The sequence below is a fragment of the Tenacibaculum sp. SM2510 genome (assembly GCF_057002845.1).
On sequence record NZ_CP192703.1, the window covers coordinates 2,469,117 to 2,489,615 of the forward strand.

The 20,499-nt window shown below is 30.2% G+C and carries 26 protein-coding genes, 1 tRNA gene and 1 pseudogene; 13 read left to right on the top strand and 15 right to left on the bottom strand.

Going from position 1 to position 20,499, the window contains the following annotated elements; translation table 11 throughout:
* Window positions 1–14: 14 nt before the first annotated feature.
* The 9 genes from ACQ629_RS11145 (at window position 15) to ACQ629_RS11185 (ending at window position 5,908) form a co-directional block, all read left to right on the top strand.
* A complete protein-coding gene (locus ACQ629_RS11145; protein ID WP_483704946.1) occupies window positions 15–1,124 on the top strand; it encodes a zinc-dependent alcohol dehydrogenase family protein in 1,110 nt (369 codons plus the stop codon).
* 23 nt (window positions 1,125–1,147) lie between these two features.
* The gene (locus ACQ629_RS11150) at window positions 1,148–1,678 is read left to right on the top strand and encodes a cupin domain-containing protein (protein WP_483704948.1); all 531 of its coding nucleotides are present in this window, start codon (window positions 1,148–1,150) and stop codon (window positions 1,676–1,678) included.
* A gap of 141 nt (window positions 1,679–1,819) precedes the next feature.
* Window positions 1,820–2,386 carry a YceI family protein gene (locus ACQ629_RS11155; RefSeq protein WP_483704950.1) on the top strand — a complete coding sequence of 189 codons (567 nt, stop codon included), beginning with the start codon at window positions 1,820–1,822 and terminating at the stop codon, window positions 2,384–2,386.
* Between the two features lie 39 nt (window positions 2,387–2,425).
* The gene (locus ACQ629_RS11160) at window positions 2,426–3,706 is read left to right on the top strand and encodes a hypothetical protein (protein ID WP_483704952.1); all 1,281 of its coding nucleotides are present in this window, start codon (window positions 2,426–2,428) and stop codon (window positions 3,704–3,706) included.
* A gap of 63 nt (window positions 3,707–3,769) precedes the next feature.
* A complete protein-coding gene (locus ACQ629_RS11165; RefSeq protein ID WP_483704954.1) occupies window positions 3,770–4,162 on the top strand; it encodes a redoxin domain-containing protein in 393 nt (130 codons plus the stop codon).
* On the top strand, window positions 4,149–4,334 hold the full coding sequence (locus ACQ629_RS11170; protein ID WP_483704956.1) for a hypothetical protein: 186 nt from the start codon (window positions 4,149–4,151) through the stop codon (window positions 4,332–4,334). Before ACQ629_RS11165 ends, ACQ629_RS11170 begins: the two co-directional genes overlap by 14 nt.
* 185 nt (window positions 4,335–4,519) lie before the next feature.
* Window positions 4,520–4,804 (top strand): lipopolysaccharide assembly protein LapA domain-containing protein, encoded by a 285-nt coding sequence (locus ACQ629_RS11175; RefSeq protein ID WP_483704958.1) that lies wholly within the window; start codon window positions 4,520–4,522, stop codon window positions 4,802–4,804.
* Window positions 4,805–4,943: 139 nt separating this feature from the next.
* Window positions 4,944–5,333: a DUF302 domain-containing protein gene (locus tag ACQ629_RS11180; RefSeq protein ID WP_483704960.1), complete on the top strand. Its 390-nt coding sequence runs from the start codon at window positions 4,944–4,946 to the stop codon at window positions 5,331–5,333.
* 431 nt (window positions 5,334–5,764) lie between these two features.
* Window positions 5,765–5,908 carry a hypothetical protein gene (locus ACQ629_RS11185; RefSeq protein WP_483704962.1) on the top strand — a complete coding sequence of 48 codons (144 nt, stop codon included), beginning with the start codon at window positions 5,765–5,767 and terminating at the stop codon, window positions 5,906–5,908.
* A 34-nt stretch (window positions 5,909–5,942) separates the two neighbouring features.
* Here ACQ629_RS11185 and ACQ629_RS11190 read toward each other — a convergent pair whose 3' ends face one another.
* The 11 genes from ACQ629_RS11190 to ACQ629_RS11240 form a co-directional block, all read right to left on the bottom strand.
* Complete coding sequence (locus ACQ629_RS11190; RefSeq protein ID WP_483704964.1) at window positions 5,943–6,761, bottom strand: dicarboxylate/amino acid:cation symporter; 819 nt, start codon at window positions 6,759–6,761, stop codon at window positions 5,943–5,945.
* A gap of 190 nt (window positions 6,762–6,951) precedes the next feature.
* Complete coding sequence (locus ACQ629_RS11195; protein WP_483704966.1) at window positions 6,952–7,659, bottom strand: VIT1/CCC1 transporter family protein; 708 nt, start codon at window positions 7,657–7,659, stop codon at window positions 6,952–6,954.
* Between the two features lie 29 nt (window positions 7,660–7,688).
* Window positions 7,689–8,069 (bottom strand): hypothetical protein, encoded by a 381-nt coding sequence (locus ACQ629_RS11200; RefSeq protein ID WP_483704968.1) that lies wholly within the window; start codon window positions 8,067–8,069, stop codon window positions 7,689–7,691.
* An 11-nt stretch (window positions 8,070–8,080) separates the two neighbouring features.
* On the bottom strand, window positions 8,081–8,395 hold the full coding sequence (locus tag ACQ629_RS11205) for an HPF/RaiA family ribosome-associated protein (protein ID WP_483704970.1): 315 nt from the start codon (window positions 8,393–8,395) through the stop codon (window positions 8,081–8,083).
* Between the two features lie 3 nt (window positions 8,396–8,398).
* Window positions 8,399–9,055 (bottom strand): hypothetical protein, encoded by a 657-nt coding sequence (locus ACQ629_RS11210; RefSeq protein ID WP_483704972.1) that lies wholly within the window; start codon window positions 9,053–9,055, stop codon window positions 8,399–8,401.
* 23 nt (window positions 9,056–9,078) lie between these two features.
* On the bottom strand, window positions 9,079–9,534 hold the full coding sequence (locus ACQ629_RS11215) for a hypothetical protein (RefSeq protein ID WP_483704974.1): 456 nt from the start codon (window positions 9,532–9,534) through the stop codon (window positions 9,079–9,081).
* Window positions 9,535–9,620: 86 nt separating this feature from the next.
* On the bottom strand, window positions 9,621–10,475 hold the full coding sequence (locus ACQ629_RS11220; protein ID WP_483704976.1) for a universal stress protein: 855 nt from the start codon (window positions 10,473–10,475) through the stop codon (window positions 9,621–9,623).
* Window positions 10,476–10,560: 85 nt separating this feature from the next.
* Window positions 10,561–11,403, bottom strand: a complete 843-nt coding sequence (locus tag ACQ629_RS11225) for a universal stress protein (protein ID WP_483704978.1) — start codon at window positions 11,401–11,403, stop codon at window positions 10,561–10,563.
* A 67-nt stretch (window positions 11,404–11,470) separates the two neighbouring features.
* Window positions 11,471–11,857, bottom strand: a complete 387-nt coding sequence (locus ACQ629_RS11230; protein WP_483704980.1) for a hypothetical protein — start codon at window positions 11,855–11,857, stop codon at window positions 11,471–11,473.
* 12 nt (window positions 11,858–11,869) lie between these two features.
* On the bottom strand, window positions 11,870–12,709 hold the full coding sequence (locus tag ACQ629_RS11235) for a universal stress protein (protein ID WP_483704982.1): 840 nt from the start codon (window positions 12,707–12,709) through the stop codon (window positions 11,870–11,872).
* Window positions 12,710–12,749: 40 nt separating this feature from the next.
* Window positions 12,750–12,899, bottom strand: a complete 150-nt coding sequence (locus ACQ629_RS11240; RefSeq protein ID WP_483704984.1) for a hypothetical protein — start codon at window positions 12,897–12,899, stop codon at window positions 12,750–12,752.
* On the opposite strand from ACQ629_RS11240, the pseudogene ACQ629_RS11245 reads away from it, so the two are divergent.
* The 3 genes and pseudogenes from ACQ629_RS11245 to ACQ629_RS11255 all read left to right on the top strand — a co-directional run.
* Window positions 12,847–13,122 (top strand): annotated as a pseudogene (locus ACQ629_RS11245) (ATPase); the annotation flags it as partial. The gene ACQ629_RS11240 and the pseudogene ACQ629_RS11245 overlap by 53 nt on opposite strands.
* 201 nt (window positions 13,123–13,323) lie before the next feature.
* Window positions 13,324–13,419 carry a WG repeat-containing protein gene (locus ACQ629_RS11250; RefSeq protein ID WP_483704986.1) on the top strand — a complete coding sequence of 32 codons (96 nt, stop codon included), beginning with the start codon at window positions 13,324–13,326 and terminating at the stop codon, window positions 13,417–13,419.
* 420 nt (window positions 13,420–13,839) lie between these two features.
* On the top strand, window positions 13,840–14,043 hold the full coding sequence (locus ACQ629_RS11255) for a hypothetical protein (protein WP_483704988.1): 204 nt from the start codon (window positions 13,840–13,842) through the stop codon (window positions 14,041–14,043).
* 718 nt (window positions 14,044–14,761) lie between these two features.
* Here ACQ629_RS11255 and ACQ629_RS11260 read toward each other — a convergent pair.
* Window positions 14,762–14,836, bottom strand: a tRNA-Pro gene (locus ACQ629_RS11260).
* A 175-nt stretch (window positions 14,837–15,011) separates the two neighbouring features.
* On the opposite strand from ACQ629_RS11260, the gene trxB reads away from it, so the two are divergent.
* Window positions 15,012–15,950: a thioredoxin-disulfide reductase gene (trxB, locus tag ACQ629_RS11265; RefSeq protein WP_483704990.1), complete on the top strand. Its 939-nt coding sequence runs from the start codon at window positions 15,012–15,014 to the stop codon at window positions 15,948–15,950.
* Window positions 15,951–16,011: 61 nt separating this feature from the next.
* On the opposite strand, the gene ACQ629_RS11270 is transcribed toward trxB, so the two are convergent.
* The 3 genes from ACQ629_RS11270 to ACQ629_RS11280 all read right to left on the bottom strand — a co-directional run bounded on the left by ACQ629_RS11270 (window position 16,012) and on the right by ACQ629_RS11280 (window position 20,484).
* Complete coding sequence (locus ACQ629_RS11270; RefSeq protein WP_483704992.1) at window positions 16,012–16,371, bottom strand: cupin domain-containing protein; 360 nt, start codon at window positions 16,369–16,371, stop codon at window positions 16,012–16,014.
* A 16-nt stretch (window positions 16,372–16,387) separates the two neighbouring features.
* Entirely contained in the window at window positions 16,388–18,229 is a 1,842-nt protein-coding gene (locus ACQ629_RS11275) for a PLP-dependent aminotransferase family protein (RefSeq protein ID WP_483704994.1), read from the bottom strand.
* Window positions 18,230–18,687: 458 nt separating this feature from the next.
* Window positions 18,688–20,484, bottom strand: coding sequence for an acyl-CoA dehydrogenase family protein (locus ACQ629_RS11280; RefSeq protein ID WP_483704996.1), 1,797 nt, complete (start codon window positions 20,482–20,484; stop codon window positions 18,688–18,690).
* Between the last annotated feature and the right edge of the window lie 15 nt (window positions 20,485–20,499).

The following is a 20,499-nucleotide window of genomic DNA, read 5'->3' on the forward strand; positions in this document are numbered from 1 at the left end:
AAAACATAATAGTAATGCCAAAAACAAAAAAAAATATTCCTATAATAGAAGCCTATTCAAATGGTGCTTCGTCTAAAAATTTATCTATAATGAAAGGTTTAGTTTACGATGGGCCAGGAAATATTGTATACAAGGATGTGCCAAAACCACAAATTAAAAAGCAAACAGATGCTCTTGTGAAAATTGTAAAAACTACAATTTGCGGAACAGACTTAGGCATACTGCATGGTAAAACACCTTCTGTAAAACCAGGAACTATACTCGGTCATGAAGGTGTTGGGACAGTAGAGGAAGTGGGTACTGGCGTTGGTAATTTTAAAAAAGGTGATCGCGTGATTATTTCGTGTATAACAGCAGATGGTACTTGTGAGTATTGTAAAAAGCAAATGTATGGGCATTGTAAAGATGGTGGATGGATTTTAGGCAACCTTATTAATGGTACACAAGCAGAATATGTTCGTATTCCACATGCAGATAATAGTCTTTATATGGCACCGGAAGGAATGGATGATGAAGCACTCGTTATGCTAAGCGATATTCTACCAACAGGTCATGAAATAGGTGTTATAAATGGTTGTGTAAAACCAGGAGATACCATAGCCATTGTAGGTGCGGGACCTATTGGGATGTCTGCTCTTCTTACGGCAAAATTCTATTCTCCTGCCAAAATATATATGATTGATTTAGATGAAAATCGTCTAGAATTGGCAAAAAAATGGGGAGCGACAGATACCATTAATTCAGGTACAGATGAAGCCGTCAAAAAGATACTGTCTGAAACTGTAGATGGCGTAGATGTTGCGATTGAAGCCGTTGGGATTCCTAGTACTTTCGATATTTGCCAACAAATTGTACGTCCTGGCGGTCACGTAGCCAATATTGGTGTACACGGAAAAAGTGTAGCCCTTAAAATTCAGGATTTATGGATTAAGAATATTACCATCACTATGGGCCTAGTTAACACCAATACAACACCTATGCTTCTTAAAACAGTCACCTCTGGTAAAATTCAACCAGAAAAATTAATCACGCACCACTTTAAGTTAAATGAGATTATCAAAGCTTATGAAGTGTTTGGAAATGCAGCAAAAGAAAAGGCATTAAAGATAATTCTGACTAATTAAAATTAAGATATAAAATGATACATATGAAGAAAGCATTAAATCCTATGAAAATAGAAAGTATAGATGAACTTATTTTAGTTCTAAATAAATGCGAAATAGATAAAACAAAAGATTGTTATTTAAATGCCATGAGACGAGTAAGCATAACTTTTACTAAATGGGAAGAACATTTTAAATTTAGCGATGAAAAACCTAGAAGGGTTCGTTTATCCAAGACAGAAGAATATGATTTGTTTTTATCATGTTGGGAAAAAGGCCAAGAAGGACCAATTCATGACATTGATTCTGAAGAAGCTTGGATACATCCAATCTGTGGGAAATTTATAGAAGAAAGATATAAGCTTTCTCATAACAAACTAGAACAAGTAAGCTCTGTTTTGTTAACTACTCAAAGCTATTCTTATATGCAAAAATCAAAGACAATATATAAATACATTAACGCCTATGAGTCTCGATCTGTATGTATCCACTTATACTCTAGACCTGTAACAGTTTGGAGGGAGTATGATAAACTAACAGGACAGACAAGTAAGGTAGAGCATAAATACTATTAAATTTATAAATAAAGAACTAGATACGAAACGACTAAGATGTATTTGAAAATGAAGTAGAAAAAACATTGAAATAATTCCGATGAATTAATCTTAATAATTAAAATAAAAACTTCAAAAATGAAAATACATCTTAAACTTCTAGTGCTTATTATCATAATAGTATTTACCAACATTGGGTTTGCACAGTCTATATACAAAATTCAGAAGAATAATACCATAGATATAAAACTTAAAGGTACATCAACCATGCATGATTGGGAAATGGCTGCCAACACTGCTACAGGAGAAGCACAATTTATCTTTAAATCTACAGATATACAAGAACTTACGTCACTAAAATCACTTACGTTTAATTTGATAGTAAAGGATTTAAAAAGTGACAGTAAAGGGCTTGATAAAAATGCTTATAAAGCATTAAAAACAGACGAGTTTAAAAATATCCATTACATACTATCTACATCAATATTATTCCCTCAAAAAAATGGATATCTTTTTAAAACCAAAGGTAGATTAACCGTTGCAGGAGTTACAAAAGGTATAACAATGGATATGCACGTTGTAGTAAATACAAATAACACTATAACCTGTAAAGGATCATGCACATTAAAGATGACAGACTATGATGTTGAACCACCATCGTTTATGCTGGGAATAATGAAAACCGGTGATGATACCACGCTTGATTTTGCAGTAACATATATAAACTAATATGAAAGGAGGGTCTTTCTTAATCAATAAACAGAACTAATGAAAAAAATCACAATAATATTGCTTTGCCTTTTCTCAATTGGAATAAAAGCACAACAAAAAAAGTTACAGTATTTTCGATCTAATGACAAACACGGTATAAATGTTTTTGAAATCTCTAAAACAGATACCATAACATTTGAAGATGTTAGAGTTAGAGTGGGGGGAGATTTCGCTATGCAGTTTCAAGGTATTAATCATAGCAATGATGCTAATAATCTAGTAGAGCTTGGTTCTGACTTTAATCTACCAAATGCTAATCTTAATTTAGACGTTCAGCTAATGGACGGTGTTAGAATGCACTTGAAAACCTATTTGTCCTCACACCATCATGAAGAAACATGGGTAAAAGGTGGGCATATCCAAATAGACAAACTATCATTCATCAATTCGGTCTTTTTAGAAGGGCTTATGCGCTATACTACTATTACAATTGGTTTGGATGAATTTAATTATGGTGATGCGCATTTCCGTAGAACCGATAATGCTAGAGCTGTTTTCAACCCCTTTGTCGGGAATTACATTATGGATTCTTTTTCTACAGAAACTTTTGGAGAGGTAACCTTTCAAAACAAGGGTTTATTGGCAGTGGTAGGAATCACCAATGGTAAACTCAATCAAAATGTAGTGGTTAACGAGCAAAGTGATAACAAGCCATCGTTTTATGGTAAATTAGGTTTTGATGAACAATTAAAAGACGATTTAAGAGTACGTTTAACTGGGTCTGTCTATTCTAATCAAGGAACTTCAACTGGTGCTTGGTTATATGGCGGAGATCGCTCGGGTTCTAGGTATTACAATGTATTGCACACGTTACCAGATGTTAATGGTAATACTCAAGGAGGTGAATTTGAAGGGAGATATAATCCTCGCTTCAGAAAATTAACAGCCATACAAATTAATCCTTTTATAAAATTTAAAGGACTTGAATTCTTCGGTATTTATGAATTGGCATCAGGATCTAATGAAACCACTACAATAGTAACGGATAAAGAAGGAGATTTTACCCAGTTAGCGGCAGAATTAGTATATCGTTTTGGACAACAGGAACAATTCTACATAGCGGGAAGGTATAATACCGTAGAAGGCCAATCTTTAGAAAGTGCAACAGAAGACCTAAAAATAAATAGGTTAAATGTTGGCGGAGGCTGGTTCATGTCAAAAAATATTGTGATGAAGTTAGAATACGTTAATCAACAATATGAGGGGAGTGCTTGGAATGGAAGATTTGCAGGTGCAGAATTTGACGGAATTAATATTGAAGCATCAATAAGTTTTTAAGTACAAAAAGCATTACAGCGGGATGTATAAGTGTTCATCCACAACAGCAAAAAAATAAAAAAGATGGAAACAATACATGAAAAAGAACAAATTATCGCAATGCCTAGAGTAGGAGATGAAGCTCCAAAATTTAAAGCAGTAATACCCCAAGGACCTATTAACTTTTCAGATGACTATGTAGGAAAATGGGTGGTTTTATTTAGCCATCCAGCAGATTTCACACCAGTTTGTACTTCAGAGTTCATAACATTCGCCAGTCTTGAAGATAAATTCAATAAAGCAAATTGTAAGCTCGTTGGACTATCTATAGATGGACTTTACAGTCACATAGCTTGGTTACGCACCATTAAAGATAAGATAGAATTTAATGGTATGAAAAACGTAGCCGTCAAATTTCCTTTAATTGAAGACATCACTATGGAAATTTCCAAAAAAATATGGAATGGTACAGCTTAATGAAAGTAAAACGCAAGCAGTTAGAGCTGTATTTTTTATTGATAGACAAGGTATCGTTAGAACCATTATTTATTACCCATTGAGTTTGGGTAGAAATTTTGATGAGATTTACAGAGCACTTATTGCTATGCAAACTGCCGATGCATGTAACGAAGCCACTCCTACAGATTGAAATCCTGGTGACGATGTTATTGTTTCACCAGCTAGATCTTGTGGTGTTGCAGAAGAAAGAAAGACTTCTACTGATGAATTAGATTGCAAAGACTGGTTTTTTTGCACTAAAAAATTAGATAAAGACGAAGTATTAAAAGCTACTTAAATAAATAACAAAGGCAGTAATGCTGAAATTCACTTAAAATGAAACAAACAACTTATATCATATTAACAATTATCATACTTATATTTATTGTTGTATTCACGCTTCAAAACACGAGCGAAGTAAGTATTTCTCTATTGTTTTGGGACATTAAAACATCATTAGCTTTGTTGATTTTCTCTTTATTCTCTTTAGGAGTGTTAATTGCAATTTTTATTTTAACACCAATAATTATTGCTCTTAAATCTACATTAAGAAAAGATAGAAAAATTATTTCTGAATTAGAGGAAACCAATGCCTTAAATCCTGATAGGAAAGTAGAATGAATAATAATTTGCTAAAAGACGTTGATATATTTAATTGCCTAGATAAGTGAGTGAATGTATTATTATGCGATTGCCAATTAAAGTTTAAGAGCAGAATCTAAAATGAGTACATACCCAAAAATTATAAACTAAAGAAAATATGGATTATTACTTTAAAACCACAATAAGCAACACCACGTTTGATAAAGCAATTGAAAAAACAATTACCGAGCTTCAAAAGGAAGGATTTGGCGTGCTTACAAAAGTTGACATAAAATCTACTTTGAAGAAAAAACTAGACGTAGATTTCTATAATTATACAATTTTGGGAGCCTGTAATGCTCTATCTGCTTATAGGGCGTTACAAGCTGAGGATAAAATAGGTACTATGCTTCCTTGCAATGTAATAATACAAGAAAAAGAACCCGAAAACATTGAGGTTTCTGCCGTAGATCCTTTATTTTCAATGATTTCAGTTGAAAACAAATCTTTAGGAGGTATAGCTCTTGAAGTAAGAGATAAGTTAAAAAGGGTTATTGAAAATCTATAAATATTAATTCTTTTAAGAAGTATATCGAATGAAACAATTCATCACTATGATTTTTACTTGTATATCAGAATGGAAAAAATAAATGAAATTTTAGAACCTGAAATCTTCACTTTTGGCACTTATACACTAAAGGTTTTTCAATTAGTTAGTGTTTTAGTCATCATAATCGTTACTAAAGCACTGCTTTGGGGTATTAAGAAAGCATTTTTTTAGAATTGGAAAAACAAAAAGTGATATTCGAAGAATAATCAAAACAAATCTTACTAAAAACAATATAGTAATTGCCTTTTATCAAATGGAGCTGAATCTTAAGTCTAACTAGCAACAAAATGGACTAACGTTGAGTGTTTATTAACATAGGTTTGGCAGTATCAAATCGATAGCCAAGGAATGAAGGGTTATATTAAATATGAACTTTAAAACAAAAAACCATGGGGATTACTCAAGATAGAAGAAAATTTAAAATAAAAAAGAAACAAACTTTCCCTACAAACCCAACTCTTAATTTAAAAAGGGATATTAAAGAATTTGACATTAATAGAGGAACTATTAAAGAAAGTAAAACAAAGGAATAATTAGGTGAAATAAAACTAAATAAGTTCTAAAATTTTAAAGACCACCTTGCATTAAATTACTTGGTGGTTTATTTTTTCCATAAAATTTATTAAATATAATACAGGCAGTTAAATTTCCTGTTACATTCACTGCAGTTCTAAACATTCCTAAAACACAATCTATCCCGATAATAATGATTAGTCCATCAATTGGGGTACCTGCGCTTTGTAAAACGGTTGCGAGAATAATAATTCCACCTCCAGGAATCGCTGGTGTAGCAACCACTGTAAATGTTATTAACAGAAGATTCACTATATATAATTCAATTCTATAAACTTGTGCCATTAACAAAGTAGTTACACATTGAAATAATGCGGTACTATCCATATTAATGGTAGTCCCTACAGGAATTACAAAGTCACTAATATTAGAGGATACTCCTAATTTTTTGTCTGCTTTTTTTTGACGAAGTTGTGTAATTACAACACCAATAATAATGGTAAAAATAACCACGCCTAACATTTCTGTTGTTAAAATAGATTCCATCGGGTTATTAGGAATAAAATTAGATATCGCATTGGGAATATTCCCTACAATATCAGCTTGTTCTTCAGATACTATTTGAGGTTTACCACTATTTGGAAACCCTCTTAACTCAAAAATATACTGCCCAGGTTTTAAAATTAAAGTGACTATTAAACCAGTTGTTATAGCAATTGTGGTTGTAAAAACGAAACACAACAACAATCTTAAACCAAAATTTTTAAAATTTTCTGATGTGTTTCCTATAATTCCTGTGATAATTGATGTAAATATCAATGGAGTCATAATCATTTGTACCAATCGCATAAAAATTTGTCCTGGCAGATTCATTCATTTTGCAATTCGAAAACTACTATTTTCAGAAATTATTCCTGTAGATGGATTTAGCAAGACTCCTATTCCAGCACTTAATAAAAGTCCAATAATTACTTTAAGCTACAAACACCCCTTTATAAGATGATCTAAATGAAAGGATAATCTATTAAGTGATTTAAGCCACATCATAATATTATACACTTGTTTATCCTACATTTAATTTAAAAAGATAACCAACTAAAGCAGTTAATCCCATTGCAACTGTTCCCCAAAAGGTAATTCTTAAAACAGCTTTTCTAATACTTGATCCTCCAGCTTTGGCTGATAAGGTACCTAATAGTATCAAAAAGAATAATGCAAAACCATAAAGGATATATTCCATGCTGTGTAAAGGAAGAAAAAGCACCACTAAAAAAGGAAGCAACCCGCCAACTGTAAACGCTGTTCCAGAAGTCATTGCAGCTTGTATAGGTTTTGCTTTGCTTATTTCATTGATGCCTAATTCATCTCGAATATGTGCTGCTAAAGCATCTTTTTTAGTTAATTCTTTAGCTACAATTAATGCGGTTTCTTTTTTTAAGCCTCTTTTTTCGTAAATATTGGCTAGCATTTGTAATTCAATTTCTGGCATATTTGTTAATTCAATTTTCTCTCTTTCAATATCTGCATTTTCAACATCAGTTTGAGAACTTACCGAAACGTATTCTCCAGCTGCCATAGATAGTGCTCCTGCAACCAACCCCGCCATAGTAGCTAAAATAATAGGCTCTCTAAAATTGCTTGCTGTAGCAACACCAATTGCAATACTTGCTGTTGATAAGATGCCATCATTTGCACCTAAAACTGCAGCTCTTAACCAATTGCTTCTATGTATGTAATGATTGTTTAAATAATCATTTGAAATATCATTCATTTTTATATTGATATTAAAAAACCGAACATCTATGCATGCTCAAAATGTTTTTTCACAAAAGCAATCTGTTGGTTATCAGTCATTTTGTCGGCAGATGCTATGTAAATTTTAATATTCTTAAAATGTAAATCTTTATTCAAATAATTATGCATTTCTACATTTGCGTTCGTTGGTCCAAATAATAGCACATTTTTATAGTTTAAAATTTCATCTGCTATTTCTTTATAAAAAGCTTGATTCATTTGCTGTCTTTTATTATGCATCAAACTTTCGCTTCTGTTTAAAGCCTCTTCTTTTGTGTTAGATGTAAAATTTGATACAATAGATTTTGAGTTTTTCTTTGAATTTAAATCAATTAAATTGGCGATTGAATGATCCATCCAAATACCCAAGTTTTTCTGTTTTGTCATTTTTATAAATTTTAATGTTTTTGAATTTTTCCAAGAATGGTTTTTACAGCCGTTTCTATTTTATCAATAGCGCCAGTTAATGCAAAGTCTATCGTATTTGCTTTGTTAGTAATTGCGATAGGTTTTTTGCCTTCAAGCCTGGCTTCTAAAAGACAAGAAATGTTATTGAAACCGTCTTTGTTGCCATTCTCATCTTTTAAGTGAACTTCTATTCTGGTAATATGAGATTCGAATTTTTGTAGTGCTTCATCAATTTGAGCAGTAAAAAAATCAGTTCTTCTTTTTTCTCCAGAAAGCGTTTTATCAGTATTTATTTGAATTATCATATTTTATAATTTGGAGTTTACTTTTTCTAACTTTTTATTGATGATCTTTTCTTTATCTAAAACCAACAACACAAGATTTGCATAATCGTTTACGGTTTCTTCTATGGATTGTGGGTTGACAATATCTATGTATCCTTGCCAAATTAATTCGGAATCTTCTGTAGAACAAATAAAATATAAAGACGTTTCTACATGGTAAACAGTATATTCATCATAGTATTCTGGATTATAATAAATGTCTTGATACATAAAATAATCATCATCAAAACTTCTATTTGTTTTTTTATAATCGAGATACGATTTTTTGTAAGCAATTTTATCTTCTATGCCAATAACTTTTGATAGTAAAACCGAATCAAAACCATCGTTTGTAAGTTTATTTTTCAATATAGTTAATTCTTCTTTAGTCATTTTTTCTGTTCTTAAAGAAGCATCAAAAAGATCTATACTCATAATTGCATTTATGCCACGTAATTCTAAATCACTTTTTATTTGTTGTTCAAATTTTAATCTGGCCTCTGTGTTTGGCGTCATTCCAACAATTAAAACTTTGCTTGGTGAAAAGGTTTCCATATCTGGACTCTTCCAGCTATCTATTAACTCTGTAGTTGAGCAATTCATGAAAATTAATGCAATCATCAAAAAATAGAAATGTCTCATATCTTTAGGCTTTACTTGATGTGTTAATTGATTAGACGTTTTTGTTTTTGAGTTTTTTTTATTTTTTTAATCATATCAAACAACTCTTTTTTAAGTACTTTATATTCTTTTAAAAACTTGTAAATTATTACAGTAATATTCCTGTGTTCATCTTTGTAGGCTTCTTCTTCTTCTTCTTCTTTTGGTTGATTAATACCATCAATTATAATTTTAAGATCGTTTTCGTGTTTACGAATCACTTTAATTAATTTTTCGTTTTCTTTCGTAGAGTTATTGATTGCTTCAATAACTTTTTTACTATCAGAAAAATAGGTTTTATCAATTAGCTGAAGGGCAAATGAGTTTATAATATCATCTAAAAAAAGATGCTCCGTTTTTATAAATTCTAATTCAGATAACCATTCTTTTGAGTTGTTGTGCATGTCTTCTGCACTTAACCATTTAATAAATTTAATACTACTTGTATGTGTTGTTTTCATAATTTTTAATTTTATTAAAAAAAACAGAAAATAGCCCCCCAACTACTTTCTGATAATAGAGAAGAATTGTAAAGACTCTATTTTTTTTAATTTCTTAAATCGTGCATTACCAAAATTGGTACTTGTGAGTTAAAACCAATATCTTTTACTAAAGCTTGCGCTAAAATACTTCCAAAAAACCAATGTTTTTTGTTGATAAACGCAATCATATTACTACCTCTACTTTGGGTAAAAATATTTAATGCAGCTTCTATAGAATGATGTTTTAGTTCGTGAAAATCATAAGAGATTTTTTCAAAAATTTCTTCGAGTAATTGTTTATTTTTAATTTGTTCTTTATCTAAATTATCATCTTTAGAAACGTGCAAGATTGCCACTTTTGCATCACATTTTTTAACAATATTTATTAAATTATTTAGTTCTTGTCTTTTATAATGTGTCTTGTAACTGGTTGGAAATACAATTTCTTTAGGCAAACCGACTTTCGAATTTGCTGGAACCACAATTACTGGGCAATTTCTAATTTTTTCCATCACATAAATAGAAGTACTTCCATACACTATTTGTTTGGAGTTTGTTACTCCTTTAGTGCCCATTACAATCATTTCTATATCTTCTTTTTCAACAATATTTTTAATAGCATCTAACGGATTATTAAAAATTGAAATGGTTTTAAAATGATGATTTGGATTTTTACATCCTTGAACCTCTAATAAATCCATCAGCTTTTTTAAACCAGCTTCAGATTTCGATTTAGCTATTGTAAACAACTCACTACCGGGTTCTAAATTGGTTAAACTATCCATAATGTTACCCGTAGAAGAATATACATTTAGAATATAAAAATCGCAGACATTTTCTTTATATAGCTTTAAAGCATACTTTATTGCGTTCCAAGAATTGTCTGAAAAATCTGTAGGTAGTAGTATCTTATGTCTCATATTAGATTCATTTAAATATTTGATGTAAAACTACTTGAATACTATAAATACTGCTATGACGTGCGTCAGTTTAGGTTTAAAAAAATTATGTTTTAGAAGGAATTACCAAGAAAGGAATATTCAAGTGAAAAGCTATTTCATTAATTTTTGATTTTAAAAACAGGTTTTCAAAAAATGAATGCTTATTATTAACCATAACCAAAAAATTAACACGAGCTCTTAATTGAAAATTGACAATCGCTTCTGATATATTTTTATTGATAACATTATGAAATAAATAGCTAGTATTTTTTAATAAAACTTCTAGTTTTTTCTTATTATCTTTTTGTTTTTCTGATAAATCATGACCATAGGAAGCATTTAAGACAGCTATTCTTGCATTGGTTAATGAAGCTATATCTACCATTGGCTGCAATAATTTTTTTTGAAAATCTATCTCATAATCTGAGGGAAATAAAATTTCTCGAGGAGATTCAAAGGAAAAACTATTAGGAATCGCTAATACTGGGCATTTTGCATTTTTTATAACATCTACTGTATTAGAGCCAAACAATACTTCTGTAATACCGCTTGCACCTTTTGTACCCATTGCTATAAAATCAATTATATATTTTTTGCAAAGTGTTTTTATTTCATTCTCTAAAGTATTAAATGATGAAATTTTACAAAATGTATGATATTCATTTTCGAATTCGCTGTTAATTTTAGCAAGCTGCATGTCTAATTGTTTCATAGAAGATTCTTTAATTTCATCAATTAAATCTATCTGTACATTACGTACCTCTATATATTGTGCTTGATATATAATTGGCTTGTAAACATTTAATAAATGAAAAGTGCATTCTCGATCTTTAAATAATTGAAGCGCATATTGTATGGCGTTCCAAGAATTGTCAGAAAAATCTGTTGGTAAAAGTATGTTATACATTTATTTAGTGCTTTTAAAATTAGACTTAAAACTCTTCTAAGAAATAGTATTTTACTTATAAGTTCTTTTAATAAAGTATAATTCCATACCCTTTATTTAATAAGAAAACACCAATAAAAAATAGAAACATATATATAACTTGTATAAATTTAATATTGATAATGTCTAACCATTTTACAGTAAGTTTTGGTAAAATAAATAAAGATAAACCCTTGAATAAAGAAATCCAACCAATAAATGTAATGATGATTTTCCAATTTGGCTTCCAAATATTATGAAACATAATATTTAACAATCCAATAATAATTGCTATAAAAGATAGCAGAATTAGAAATTTATCATCTTTTAAATCTTTAATTATTTGTTTGGTTCTTTTTGGGTTGAAACTTAATATTAAAAAGAAAATAATAAAGTACCACCCCCAAAATTTGGCTAAAAAAATTGAAATATCCATTGTATATTATTTTTATTCGTGAATTACTAAGAAAGGAATCTGTGTATGAAAACTAATTTTTTTTGCTTTAGAGTCAAAAAATAATTGTTGCAAATAATTTTCGTTTTTAGCAACCATTACAATCATATCTATATCTCTATCTTCTGCAAAAAAAAGTATAGCTTCTTCAACTTTTTTGTCACTTAAATTATGAAAGCTATGGTTATAATTTTTAATTAAATTTTTTAATTTATTCTTATTGTTTTGTTGTTTTGTACTTAAAAATTTGTGTGTTTTAGTTATGTGAACCATTCGTAATGAGGCCTTCTCTTTCTTAATAATTTTAATGATTGGTTCTAATAAATCAATGGTAAAATTTTGTATAAAATCTGTTGGAAATAAAATTTCTTTTAGAGATTTAAATTTTGCATTCCTTGGTACTACTAAAGTTGTACAAGGTATTTTTGCGATAACATTGCCAGTATTACTACCAATTAAAGTTTCTTTTATGCCAGAAGCTCCTTTGGTGCCCATAACAATTGTATCTATATATTTTTCTTTGACGTGTTTTTTAACAGAATCAATTAAATAATTATATTCTGCCAATGGGTAAAAATTATGATTTTCATTAGAAGAGAATTCTTGAGAAATACGTTTTAAAATTTTTCTCAATTTTATTTTCGCAGAATTCATAAACACCCCTTCAAAAATATCAGCTTCAGAAACATAAGACTCATCTGTAACCATACTACCAAAACCCTCTACATGTAACAAATAAAATGAGCACTTGTAATTTTTATAAAAGTTAATAGCATAGGTTATAGCGTTCCACGAGTTTTTCGAAAAGTCTGTTGGAAGTAAAATATTTTTCATAAATATTAGTTTATGTGCAAATGTAAAAGGAAGTTCTCCTCTATAAAATGATGTACGTCATATCTAATATTTCTAAATTCAATATATTGATAAATTTAGAGCCTATAATTATCAGCCATTTTGGTATTGCCATGTGAACAGGAACAGATGTTGCTATAGAAAGTGCCTCAATAACATTGGCGAAAGGCATTTTACAGGGTATTTAAAAAATTAAGCCATAAGGTGTAAAAAATATTCAACAAAATCTCTTTTTTGTATTCGTTTATAATGTTTTAGGAGTTCCAATTGCAACGGGTTTATTATATCCTATATTTTGATTATTACTTTCGCCAATGATTGCAGCTTTTGCTATGAGTTTTAGTTCGGTGTCGGTAATAACAATCGAATTACGATTACGATATATAAAAATTTAGAATGATAAAAATTATAATTTTTACTTTCTTACTGGAAATTTTTTCTTCAGGAACTTCCAATGTTTCTTAAAAGAATTTTTGTATGATGAGCGTCATTTTACAGTAACACAAACCTTTTTATTTTTGTAGTAAATTTTTTTAAATAATGTTGTTATTTAAAGAATCAACATACTATTTATTTTAATATTTCTAATTTCCATTTTGGGATTTTCTCAAACAACAGAAACTTTCGATTATATTTCTCCTTTCAACGAAGGTTTTTATGAGGTTAAAAAAGACGATCAATGGGGTTTATAAATACAGAAGGCAACCTTGTAACTGATTTTAGGGCAGATTTATTTATTACAAAAATGAAAGAAGCATCCTTTCCTGTTTTTAGCAATAACAGATGTATCATTATAAAAAAGAAGAGATTATTTCTTATTTTGGATACATAAATACTTCTGGGAAAACATATTGTATATTATACTTATAAAGAGATAATCATTAATGTTGATGGCAAAATGAAAGAGAAATTAACTTCTCCGAAAAATGTAGTTTTAACTGAAAGGTTTCTAACAGAACCTCCAGAAATAACTTCAAAAGTTATTTTAGAAAATATGGTTATAATTATAGTTGAACATAAAAAATGGGCTATTAAAAAGTTTTATACATTATTAATTAAAAAGAAGCAAGAATTATTTGAAAACGACCTGTATAAATTAATTACAAAACACTATGAAAACTTTCCAAAACAAAGTTACTCAAATACTAAAAATAATAAGTAATATAGAGGCTAATTACCCAGAATTGTATGCTGTTTTAGATGAAACTCCACTTACAATACCTACAGTAGAAAACCCAAATATGACTATAGATCTTATGGAAGAATATTTAGACAGTTTAAAACAAATACTAAAGAAATACAAAGAGTCATTATAAAAATAGCTTATAAAATAAATTACCAATAAAACTTTTTTACAACTAAAATATAGTATTGTAGATTGGTTTTCATTTTATAGAATTTTCATAACCTCTTTTTTACTGTTACTAATATGGTTAGAATCTCGTTTAATTTTCACCTCATGTTTATTAGTAAGTTATCTAACAAATAATATAGATACTTATCTTAACTATCAAGATTTAATAGCTTGAGAAGTTATAGGTATATTCTCAAGTGTTAGTTCATTTTTAGATTGAATAATTCCTTTATGAACCTGATTTAAATATTCATTAATTGTTCTTGTCTCTTCCTTGGTACCTTTTACTTTGTTAGAATCCCATTCTGAAATTCTTAATTTTTCACTTTAAACTGATGTTAGCGCGTTTACCGTTTACTGTTATTCTGGCGTAAACAGCAAAATACTCATTTTTAGCTCTAGTGACATTTATCCAAAAGGATAGGGTAAATGTGGTCTTTGATTGCATAATTGTCGTCTTTGAATTAAACATTTAATTAAAATGAAAGTCAATTCAACTGTCTTAAAAACAGGTATTTAGGTATTTGTTCGGTTAGCACTTTTTCGAATTTAAAAGTGTTAACCGAATTGTGAACCGAATTAGTTCATATAATATCAATTTATATGGTTGCCTAAAAACCAAAAAACCTTGTTAATCATGTGATTAACAAGGTTTTAGTTGTAATTGATGTTACATTTAGTCGGGGTGGCAGGATTCGAACCTGCGACCTCCTCGTCCCAAACGAGGCGCGATGACCGGGCTACGCTACACCCCGAATAGTTATCGGGGTGCAAATATATGTAATATATATGTACTTGAAACAAAAAACAATAAAAATTTTCAGAAAAGAATATAGCTTTAGTTTATCGCCTAATAATCAAAATATATATTAAAAAAAGATAATAGCGCTAAAAAAAAATTACATTTGTAATTCCAAAAAAATTAAAACGATGGCAGAAAAAATTAAATGTTTGATTATTGGTTCAGGACCAGCAGGATATAGTGCTGCAATATACGCTGCAAGAGCAGATATGAAACCTATTATGTATACAGGTATGCAAATGGGAGGGCAGTTAACAACAACTACCGAAGTAGATAATTACCCAGGATATCCAAACGGAACTGACGGAACAGCAATGATGAACGATTTACAAAAACAAGCTGAACGTTTTGGTACAGATGTTCGTTTTGGAATGGTTACTAAAGTTGATTTAAGTACTAAAGTAGGAGGTATTCATAAAGTTATTGTTGATGAAACTATTGAGATAGAAGCTGAAACAATAATTATTTCAACAGGAGCAACAGCTAAATATTTAGGATTAGAAAGTGAACAACGTTTAATAGGTGGTGGAGTTTCGGCTTGTGCTACTTGTGATGGTTTTTTCTATAAAGGACAAGATGTTGTGGTTGTTGGGGCCGGAGATACCGCTGCTGAAGAAGCAACGTATTTGGCTAATATTTGTAAAAAAGTTACGATGTTAGTGCGTAAAGATTTTATGAGAGCTTCTAAAGCAATGCAACATCGTGTAGACAAGACAGCAAATATTGAAGTATTATACAATACTGAATTAGATGAGGTTTTAGGAAAAGATGTTGTAGAAGGTGTTCGTGTTGTAAACAATCAAACAAAAGATAAAAAAGAAATAGCTGTTACAGGAGCTTTTATAGCGATTGGACACAAACCAAATTCTGATTTATTTAAAGGTGTTTTAGATATGGATGAGGTTGGGTATTTAATAACTAAAGGAAAATCTACGAAGACAAATTTACCAGGAGTTTTTGCAGCAGGTGACATTCAAGATAAAGAATACCGTCAGGCAGTTACAGCAGCAGGATCAGGTTGTATGGCAGCTTTAGATGCTGAGCGTTATTTAGGTGCTTTAAAATAAGTAACTAAGTTACTATTGAATAAATAAAAAAGCTTCCAAATTTGGAAGCTTTTTTTTATGATTAATATTTTTGTTCTTCTATTGATTTTGTAATAGTCGACTCTGTAGTTCCTGTATGTTTGGTTGTTTTACTTTCAATAAGCATAATCAAACATTCTTTTTTTGCTGAAACTCGATGATTTACACCTTTTTTAACAACAAATAAATCTCCTTTGTTCATTGTAAAACTAGGCTCATTCTCAATTTCCATTAACAAAGAACCTTCAGAAATATAAAAAAGTTCATCTTCGTTCTTATGATTATGCCAAGGAATATCTTCTCCTTTAATCTTCGCTAATTTTACATATTGATCATTAACTTCAGATATTATTTTAGGAGAAAAATAATTTTCTATAGTTTTAAATTCGGCATTTATATTCATGGCAAGAAGTTTTTAACTAGATGTTTTTTACAAAATCTAAAAACACTTTTTTATGACGATCAAGATCCATGTCAGGAGAAAGAGATACACGAGCAATGTAATCTTTGTCACCTTCTTTAGTGGTTCCTTGCGTAGATGTTGCAGGTATTGTCCAATAACAACCTTTTAATTGTCCGTAACTTACACAGTATTTACTTTCATGCGGAATCTCAGTAATCATTAAACTGATTAACTTTAAATTTAAAGCTCTCTTGTAGGTTTCTCTTTCTTCATCAGAATTTCCTTTTGTAGGAAGATCTAAAGAAAAAACAGAAGGAGTAAAGCCTTGTTCAGCTAATTCTTCTGATACAAAATTAATTTTAGCAGCAGGTAAAACCTTCTGAATAAAGGTTACAAATTCACGGGTGTTTTTATAAGCATCTATAATTCGTTGATTCATAGAAGGCATTTGCTTTGCTAATATTTCATACTGAAACTCTGTAGCTTCATTATCGCAAAGATTTAAATGCATTTCTATTTTATCGATCAATGCAGTTGTTTTTTGGTTACCAATACAATAGCCAGCAGTACATTGACCTCCGCTAGGAAATTTAGATCCACTAGCAAAAGAAATTGTTCTTACAGTTGATAGAATTTCATTTTCACCTAAAAAATGAACATTCGGACAAAATGTTTGATCTAAAATAAAAACAGGATCAATGGCTGTTTCTCCAGAAGAAGTTGTACGTTTTTTGCTTAAAACTTCTTTTAACTGTATAAGGTTAGGAACTTCAACTCTAGGGTTTGTAGGTATTTCAGCAATAATATACGGAATAGCATCTTGACTAGCGATTTTAGCTAATACGATTTCAATACTCTGTACCATATCATTATCACCATCTACCGGTAAATCTACAATTTCAACATTTTTAATACAAGTAGCAACACGCCTTGCTTGGTCGTTTGTTCCTCCATAACAATTAGGTGGTACAATTATTTTTATATCTTTTCCGCTATGTTTCTCTAAAGCATCATGTATCAGTCCCATTAAAATAGCATACTGAATAGATAATCCACTTGATGCTACTAAAGGTTTTGTATTTGCTCCAGTAATTTTTTTAATAGAATTTAAGACACTCGTTTTATTTGAACTATCAATTTTTTCATTTTCAATGGATGTTTTGTTAGTTAAAGCTTTTAAGGCCATAAGAGAATTACTAGGTGTCATAGCAACAGTTTCTCTTCTTCTTACATGCTGGATATCTGAAGTATAACTTTCGTTCTTCTCACCGTTTATAACTAAAACACTTCCTATTTGAGAATGAATATTGATGAAAAAATCAATAGCAGTATTTAAGTTAAGTAAACCAATTTCATCTTGTTGAGAAATGAATATTGTACTACCATTAAATTCAGAAATTTCTACTATTTCTTTAACTTGCTTTAATTCAAATTTATAGCCATAAACATGCTGAATAGTTTCAATATCAAAACAGTCAGGTAATTCACCTTTATAAACTATTTGAGTGTTTTTATTTTCTAATAAATTTTTTCTTAAGATTGCTAGAACAGGAACAGTTTTAGAATCAAAACTAATCACGTTTTCTGATTTAAGGTTGTTCAAATTGGCAATTCCCCATTCTAAAACACAAGATAACGGGTGTCCTAAGCGAATATAATCATATGCAGTAGGTAAATGATCAAGTGCTTTTGATTCAGAATTATTATTAACATATAAAGTTTCAAATTTCTCTAAAAAATCTGTTTTAGCTAGTTCTTCATTGTAAATATCTAATCGATGTGTAGTAATATTTAACCAACCTGTTGGCATATTTTTAAGCACATCTTTAATATAGTTTAATATTTTATTCTCTTGCATAATGTTCACTTTTAAATAGGTTGCAATATACGTTAATTAGATTTTTTTAAAAATATTGCAACGCGTTTTGTTGGGCTTTGTTTACTGCTAATTAACGTAGTTATTCTTAAGTAGTCAAATAAGAATAGTTTACTTACAATTATCATAGTTATATAATGATAAGTTCTTTTAAGACTTTTATTGCTATGTAAGAGGTTAGTAACTAAAAATTTATTGGATTACATTATTAAGTGTTTTAGAATTGAGTGTGGTATAGTTTTTTGATATATAATATTTAAAAAAAAAAGACCGTCAAAAATTAATTTGACGATCTTTAAACAAACAACTAAATTCTAAAACCTATAAAGTTATAGAAGATTTTAAATCAGTAATTAGCTTTTATAACTAGAAAACAAATTGTTAATCTAATAATTTTTGTTAATCACTAAATATATTATTACCTAATTCCTCTTAGAGGATTAGAAGCAGTACTTGTTTTCTGCTTTTAATTTTTCTGCAATTGTTTTACGCAACTCAACTACGTTAGGGTAGTTTGCGTATTTTGTAAAACGCTTAAGACCCATTAACATCATGCGTTGCTCATCACCTTCAGCAAAAGATATAATACCTTCTTTTGCATTTTTAATAATGATTTCTACAGCGTTGTATAAATATAACTGAGACATAGCAATTTGTTCTTTTTGAGAAGCTTCACCAGAACGTTTTACATTCTTTTCAGTTCTTAAAATAGCAGATTCAGCCATGTAAACTTCAATTAAAATATTTGAAGCTGCAGTTAACAATTGCTGGTGTTCCTCTAATTCAGGGCCGTATTTTTGAATGGCACCACCGGCAACCATTAAGAATACTTTTTTAAGTTTAGCGATGATTTCTTTTTCTTCAGCAAATAACTCTGAGTAATCTGGAGTATCAAAAGAAGGAATACCTAATAATTCGTTACCAACAGCTGTTGCTGGCCCTAATAAATCAACATGACCTTTCATTGCCTTTTTAACTAACATACCAACAGAAAGTAGTCTGTTAATTTCGTTAGTTCCTTCGTAAATACGAGCAATACGAGCATCTCTCCAAGCAGACTCCATTGGAGTTTCTTCTGAGAATCCCATTCCTCCAAAAATCTGAATTCCTTCATCAGCACAAGCTTGTACATCTTCAGAAACAGCAACTTTTAAGATAGAACATTCAATAGCGTACTCTTCAACACCTTTTAATTCAGCTTCTTGATGACTGCTTCCTTCTGCTTCACGCATAGAAATTCTGTCTTCAATATTTTTAGCCGCTCTGTATGATGCAGATTCACCTACGTAAGCATTTGTTGCCATTTCAGCTAACTTTAACTTAATCGCGCCGAAATCTGCAATAGGAGTTTTAAATTGTTTACGTTCTGTAGCATATTGTGTAGCGTAAGTGATTACTCTTCTTTGAGAATCTAAACAAGCCGCAGCTAATTTAATACGACCTACATTTAATGCATTCATTGCTATTTTAAATCCACCACCACGAACAGATAACATGTTTTCAACTGGTACTAAAGTATCACTAAAGAATACTTGACGCGTAGAAGATGCACGAATACCTAATTTGTGTTCTTCTTCACCTAAAGTTACTCCGTTAGGGTTTGCTTTATCATATTCTAAAATGAATCCAGTAATATTTTTATCATCACCGATACGAGCAAAAACAATAAAAATCTCAGCAAAACCTGCATTCGAAATCCACATTTTTTGACCGTTAATCTTATAGTTTTTTCCGTCTTCAGTTAACTCAGCAGTAGTTTTACCAGAGTTAGCATCCGATCCAGCACCTGGCTCCGTTAAACAATAAGCACCAAAACGCTCACCCATTGCTAAAGCAGGAACAAATTTTTGTTTTTGTTCTTCGGTACCGTATAAAGTAATTGGCATAGTACCAATACCTGTATGCGCACCAAAAGCAGTACTAAAAGAACCTGTACCACTTGAGATATAATCACAAGTTAACATGGTAGAAACAAATCCCATTCCTAATCCGCCATAAGCTTCAGGAACAGATACACCTAAGAAACCTAATTCACCAGCTTTACGCATAGTTTCTTCGGTTAAAGCATAATCTTTCTTTTCGAAACGTTCTTTATGAGGAATAATCTCACGGTCGTTAAATTCTTTAACCGCTTCTTTCATCATTACTTGCTCTTCAGAAAAATCTTCTGGTGTGAATATATCTTCACATTTTGTTTCTTTTACAAGGAATTGACCTCCTCTTAATAAATCTGCCATTTTTTGTTTTTTTTG

Coding starts and splice junctions, on each gene's coding strand:
- ACQ629_RS11145 (WP_483704946.1), top strand. CDS start 15: ATGCCAAAAACAAAAAAAAATATTCCTATAATAGAAGCCTATTCAAAT.
- ACQ629_RS11150 (WP_483704948.1), top strand. CDS start 1,148: ATGAAGAAAGCATTAAATCCTATGAAAATAGAAAGTATAGATGAACTT.
- ACQ629_RS11160 (WP_483704952.1), top strand. CDS start 2,426: ATGAAAAAAATCACAATAATATTGCTTTGCCTTTTCTCAATTGGAATA.
- ACQ629_RS11165 (WP_483704954.1), top strand. CDS start 3,770: ATGGAAACAATACATGAAAAAGAACAAATTATCGCAATGCCTAGAGTA.
- ACQ629_RS11170 (WP_483704956.1), top strand. CDS start 4,149: ATGGTACAGCTTAATGAAAGTAAAACGCAAGCAGTTAGAGCTGTATTT.
- ACQ629_RS11175 (WP_483704958.1), top strand. CDS start 4,520: ATGAAACAAACAACTTATATCATATTAACAATTATCATACTTATATTT.
- ACQ629_RS11180 (WP_483704960.1), top strand. CDS start 4,944: ATGGATTATTACTTTAAAACCACAATAAGCAACACCACGTTTGATAAA.
- ACQ629_RS11185 (WP_483704962.1), top strand. CDS start 5,765: ATGGGGATTACTCAAGATAGAAGAAAATTTAAAATAAAAAAGAAACAA.
- ACQ629_RS11190 (WP_483704964.1), bottom strand. CDS start 6,761: ATGAATCTGCCAGGACAAATTTTTATGCGATTGGTACAAATGATTATG.
- ACQ629_RS11195 (WP_483704966.1), bottom strand. CDS start 7,659: ATGAATGATATTTCAAATGATTATTTAAACAATCATTACATACATAGA.
- ACQ629_RS11200 (WP_483704968.1), bottom strand. CDS start 8,069: ATGACAAAACAGAAAAACTTGGGTATTTGGATGGATCATTCAATCGCC.
- ACQ629_RS11205 (WP_483704970.1), bottom strand. CDS start 8,395: ATGATAATTCAAATAAATACTGATAAAACGCTTTCTGGAGAAAAAAGA.
- ACQ629_RS11210 (WP_483704972.1), bottom strand. CDS start 9,055: ATGAGACATTTCTATTTTTTGATGATTGCATTAATTTTCATGAATTGC.
- ACQ629_RS11215 (WP_483704974.1), bottom strand. CDS start 9,534: ATGAAAACAACACATACAAGTAGTATTAAATTTATTAAATGGTTAAGT.
- ACQ629_RS11220 (WP_483704976.1), bottom strand. CDS start 10,475: ATGAGACATAAGATACTACTACCTACAGATTTTTCAGACAATTCTTGG.
- ACQ629_RS11225 (WP_483704978.1), bottom strand. CDS start 11,403: ATGTATAACATACTTTTACCAACAGATTTTTCTGACAATTCTTGGAAC.
- ACQ629_RS11230 (WP_483704980.1), bottom strand. CDS start 11,857: ATGGATATTTCAATTTTTTTAGCCAAATTTTGGGGGTGGTACTTTATT.
- ACQ629_RS11235 (WP_483704982.1), bottom strand. CDS start 12,709: ATGAAAAATATTTTACTTCCAACAGACTTTTCGAAAAACTCGTGGAAC.
- ACQ629_RS11240 (WP_483704984.1), bottom strand. CDS start 12,899: ATGCCTTTCGCCAATGTTATTGAGGCACTTTCTATAGCAACATCTGTT.
- ACQ629_RS11255 (WP_483704988.1), top strand. CDS start 13,840: ATGAAAACTTTCCAAAACAAAGTTACTCAAATACTAAAAATAATAAGT.
- trxB (WP_483704990.1), top strand. CDS start 15,012: ATGGCAGAAAAAATTAAATGTTTGATTATTGGTTCAGGACCAGCAGGA.
- ACQ629_RS11270 (WP_483704992.1), bottom strand. CDS start 16,371: ATGAATATAAATGCCGAATTTAAAACTATAGAAAATTATTTTTCTCCT.
- ACQ629_RS11275 (WP_483704994.1), bottom strand. CDS start 18,229: ATGCAAGAGAATAAAATATTAAACTATATTAAAGATGTGCTTAAAAAT.
- ACQ629_RS11280 (WP_483704996.1), bottom strand. CDS start 20,484: ATGGCAGATTTATTAAGAGGAGGTCAATTCCTTGTAAAAGAAACAAAA.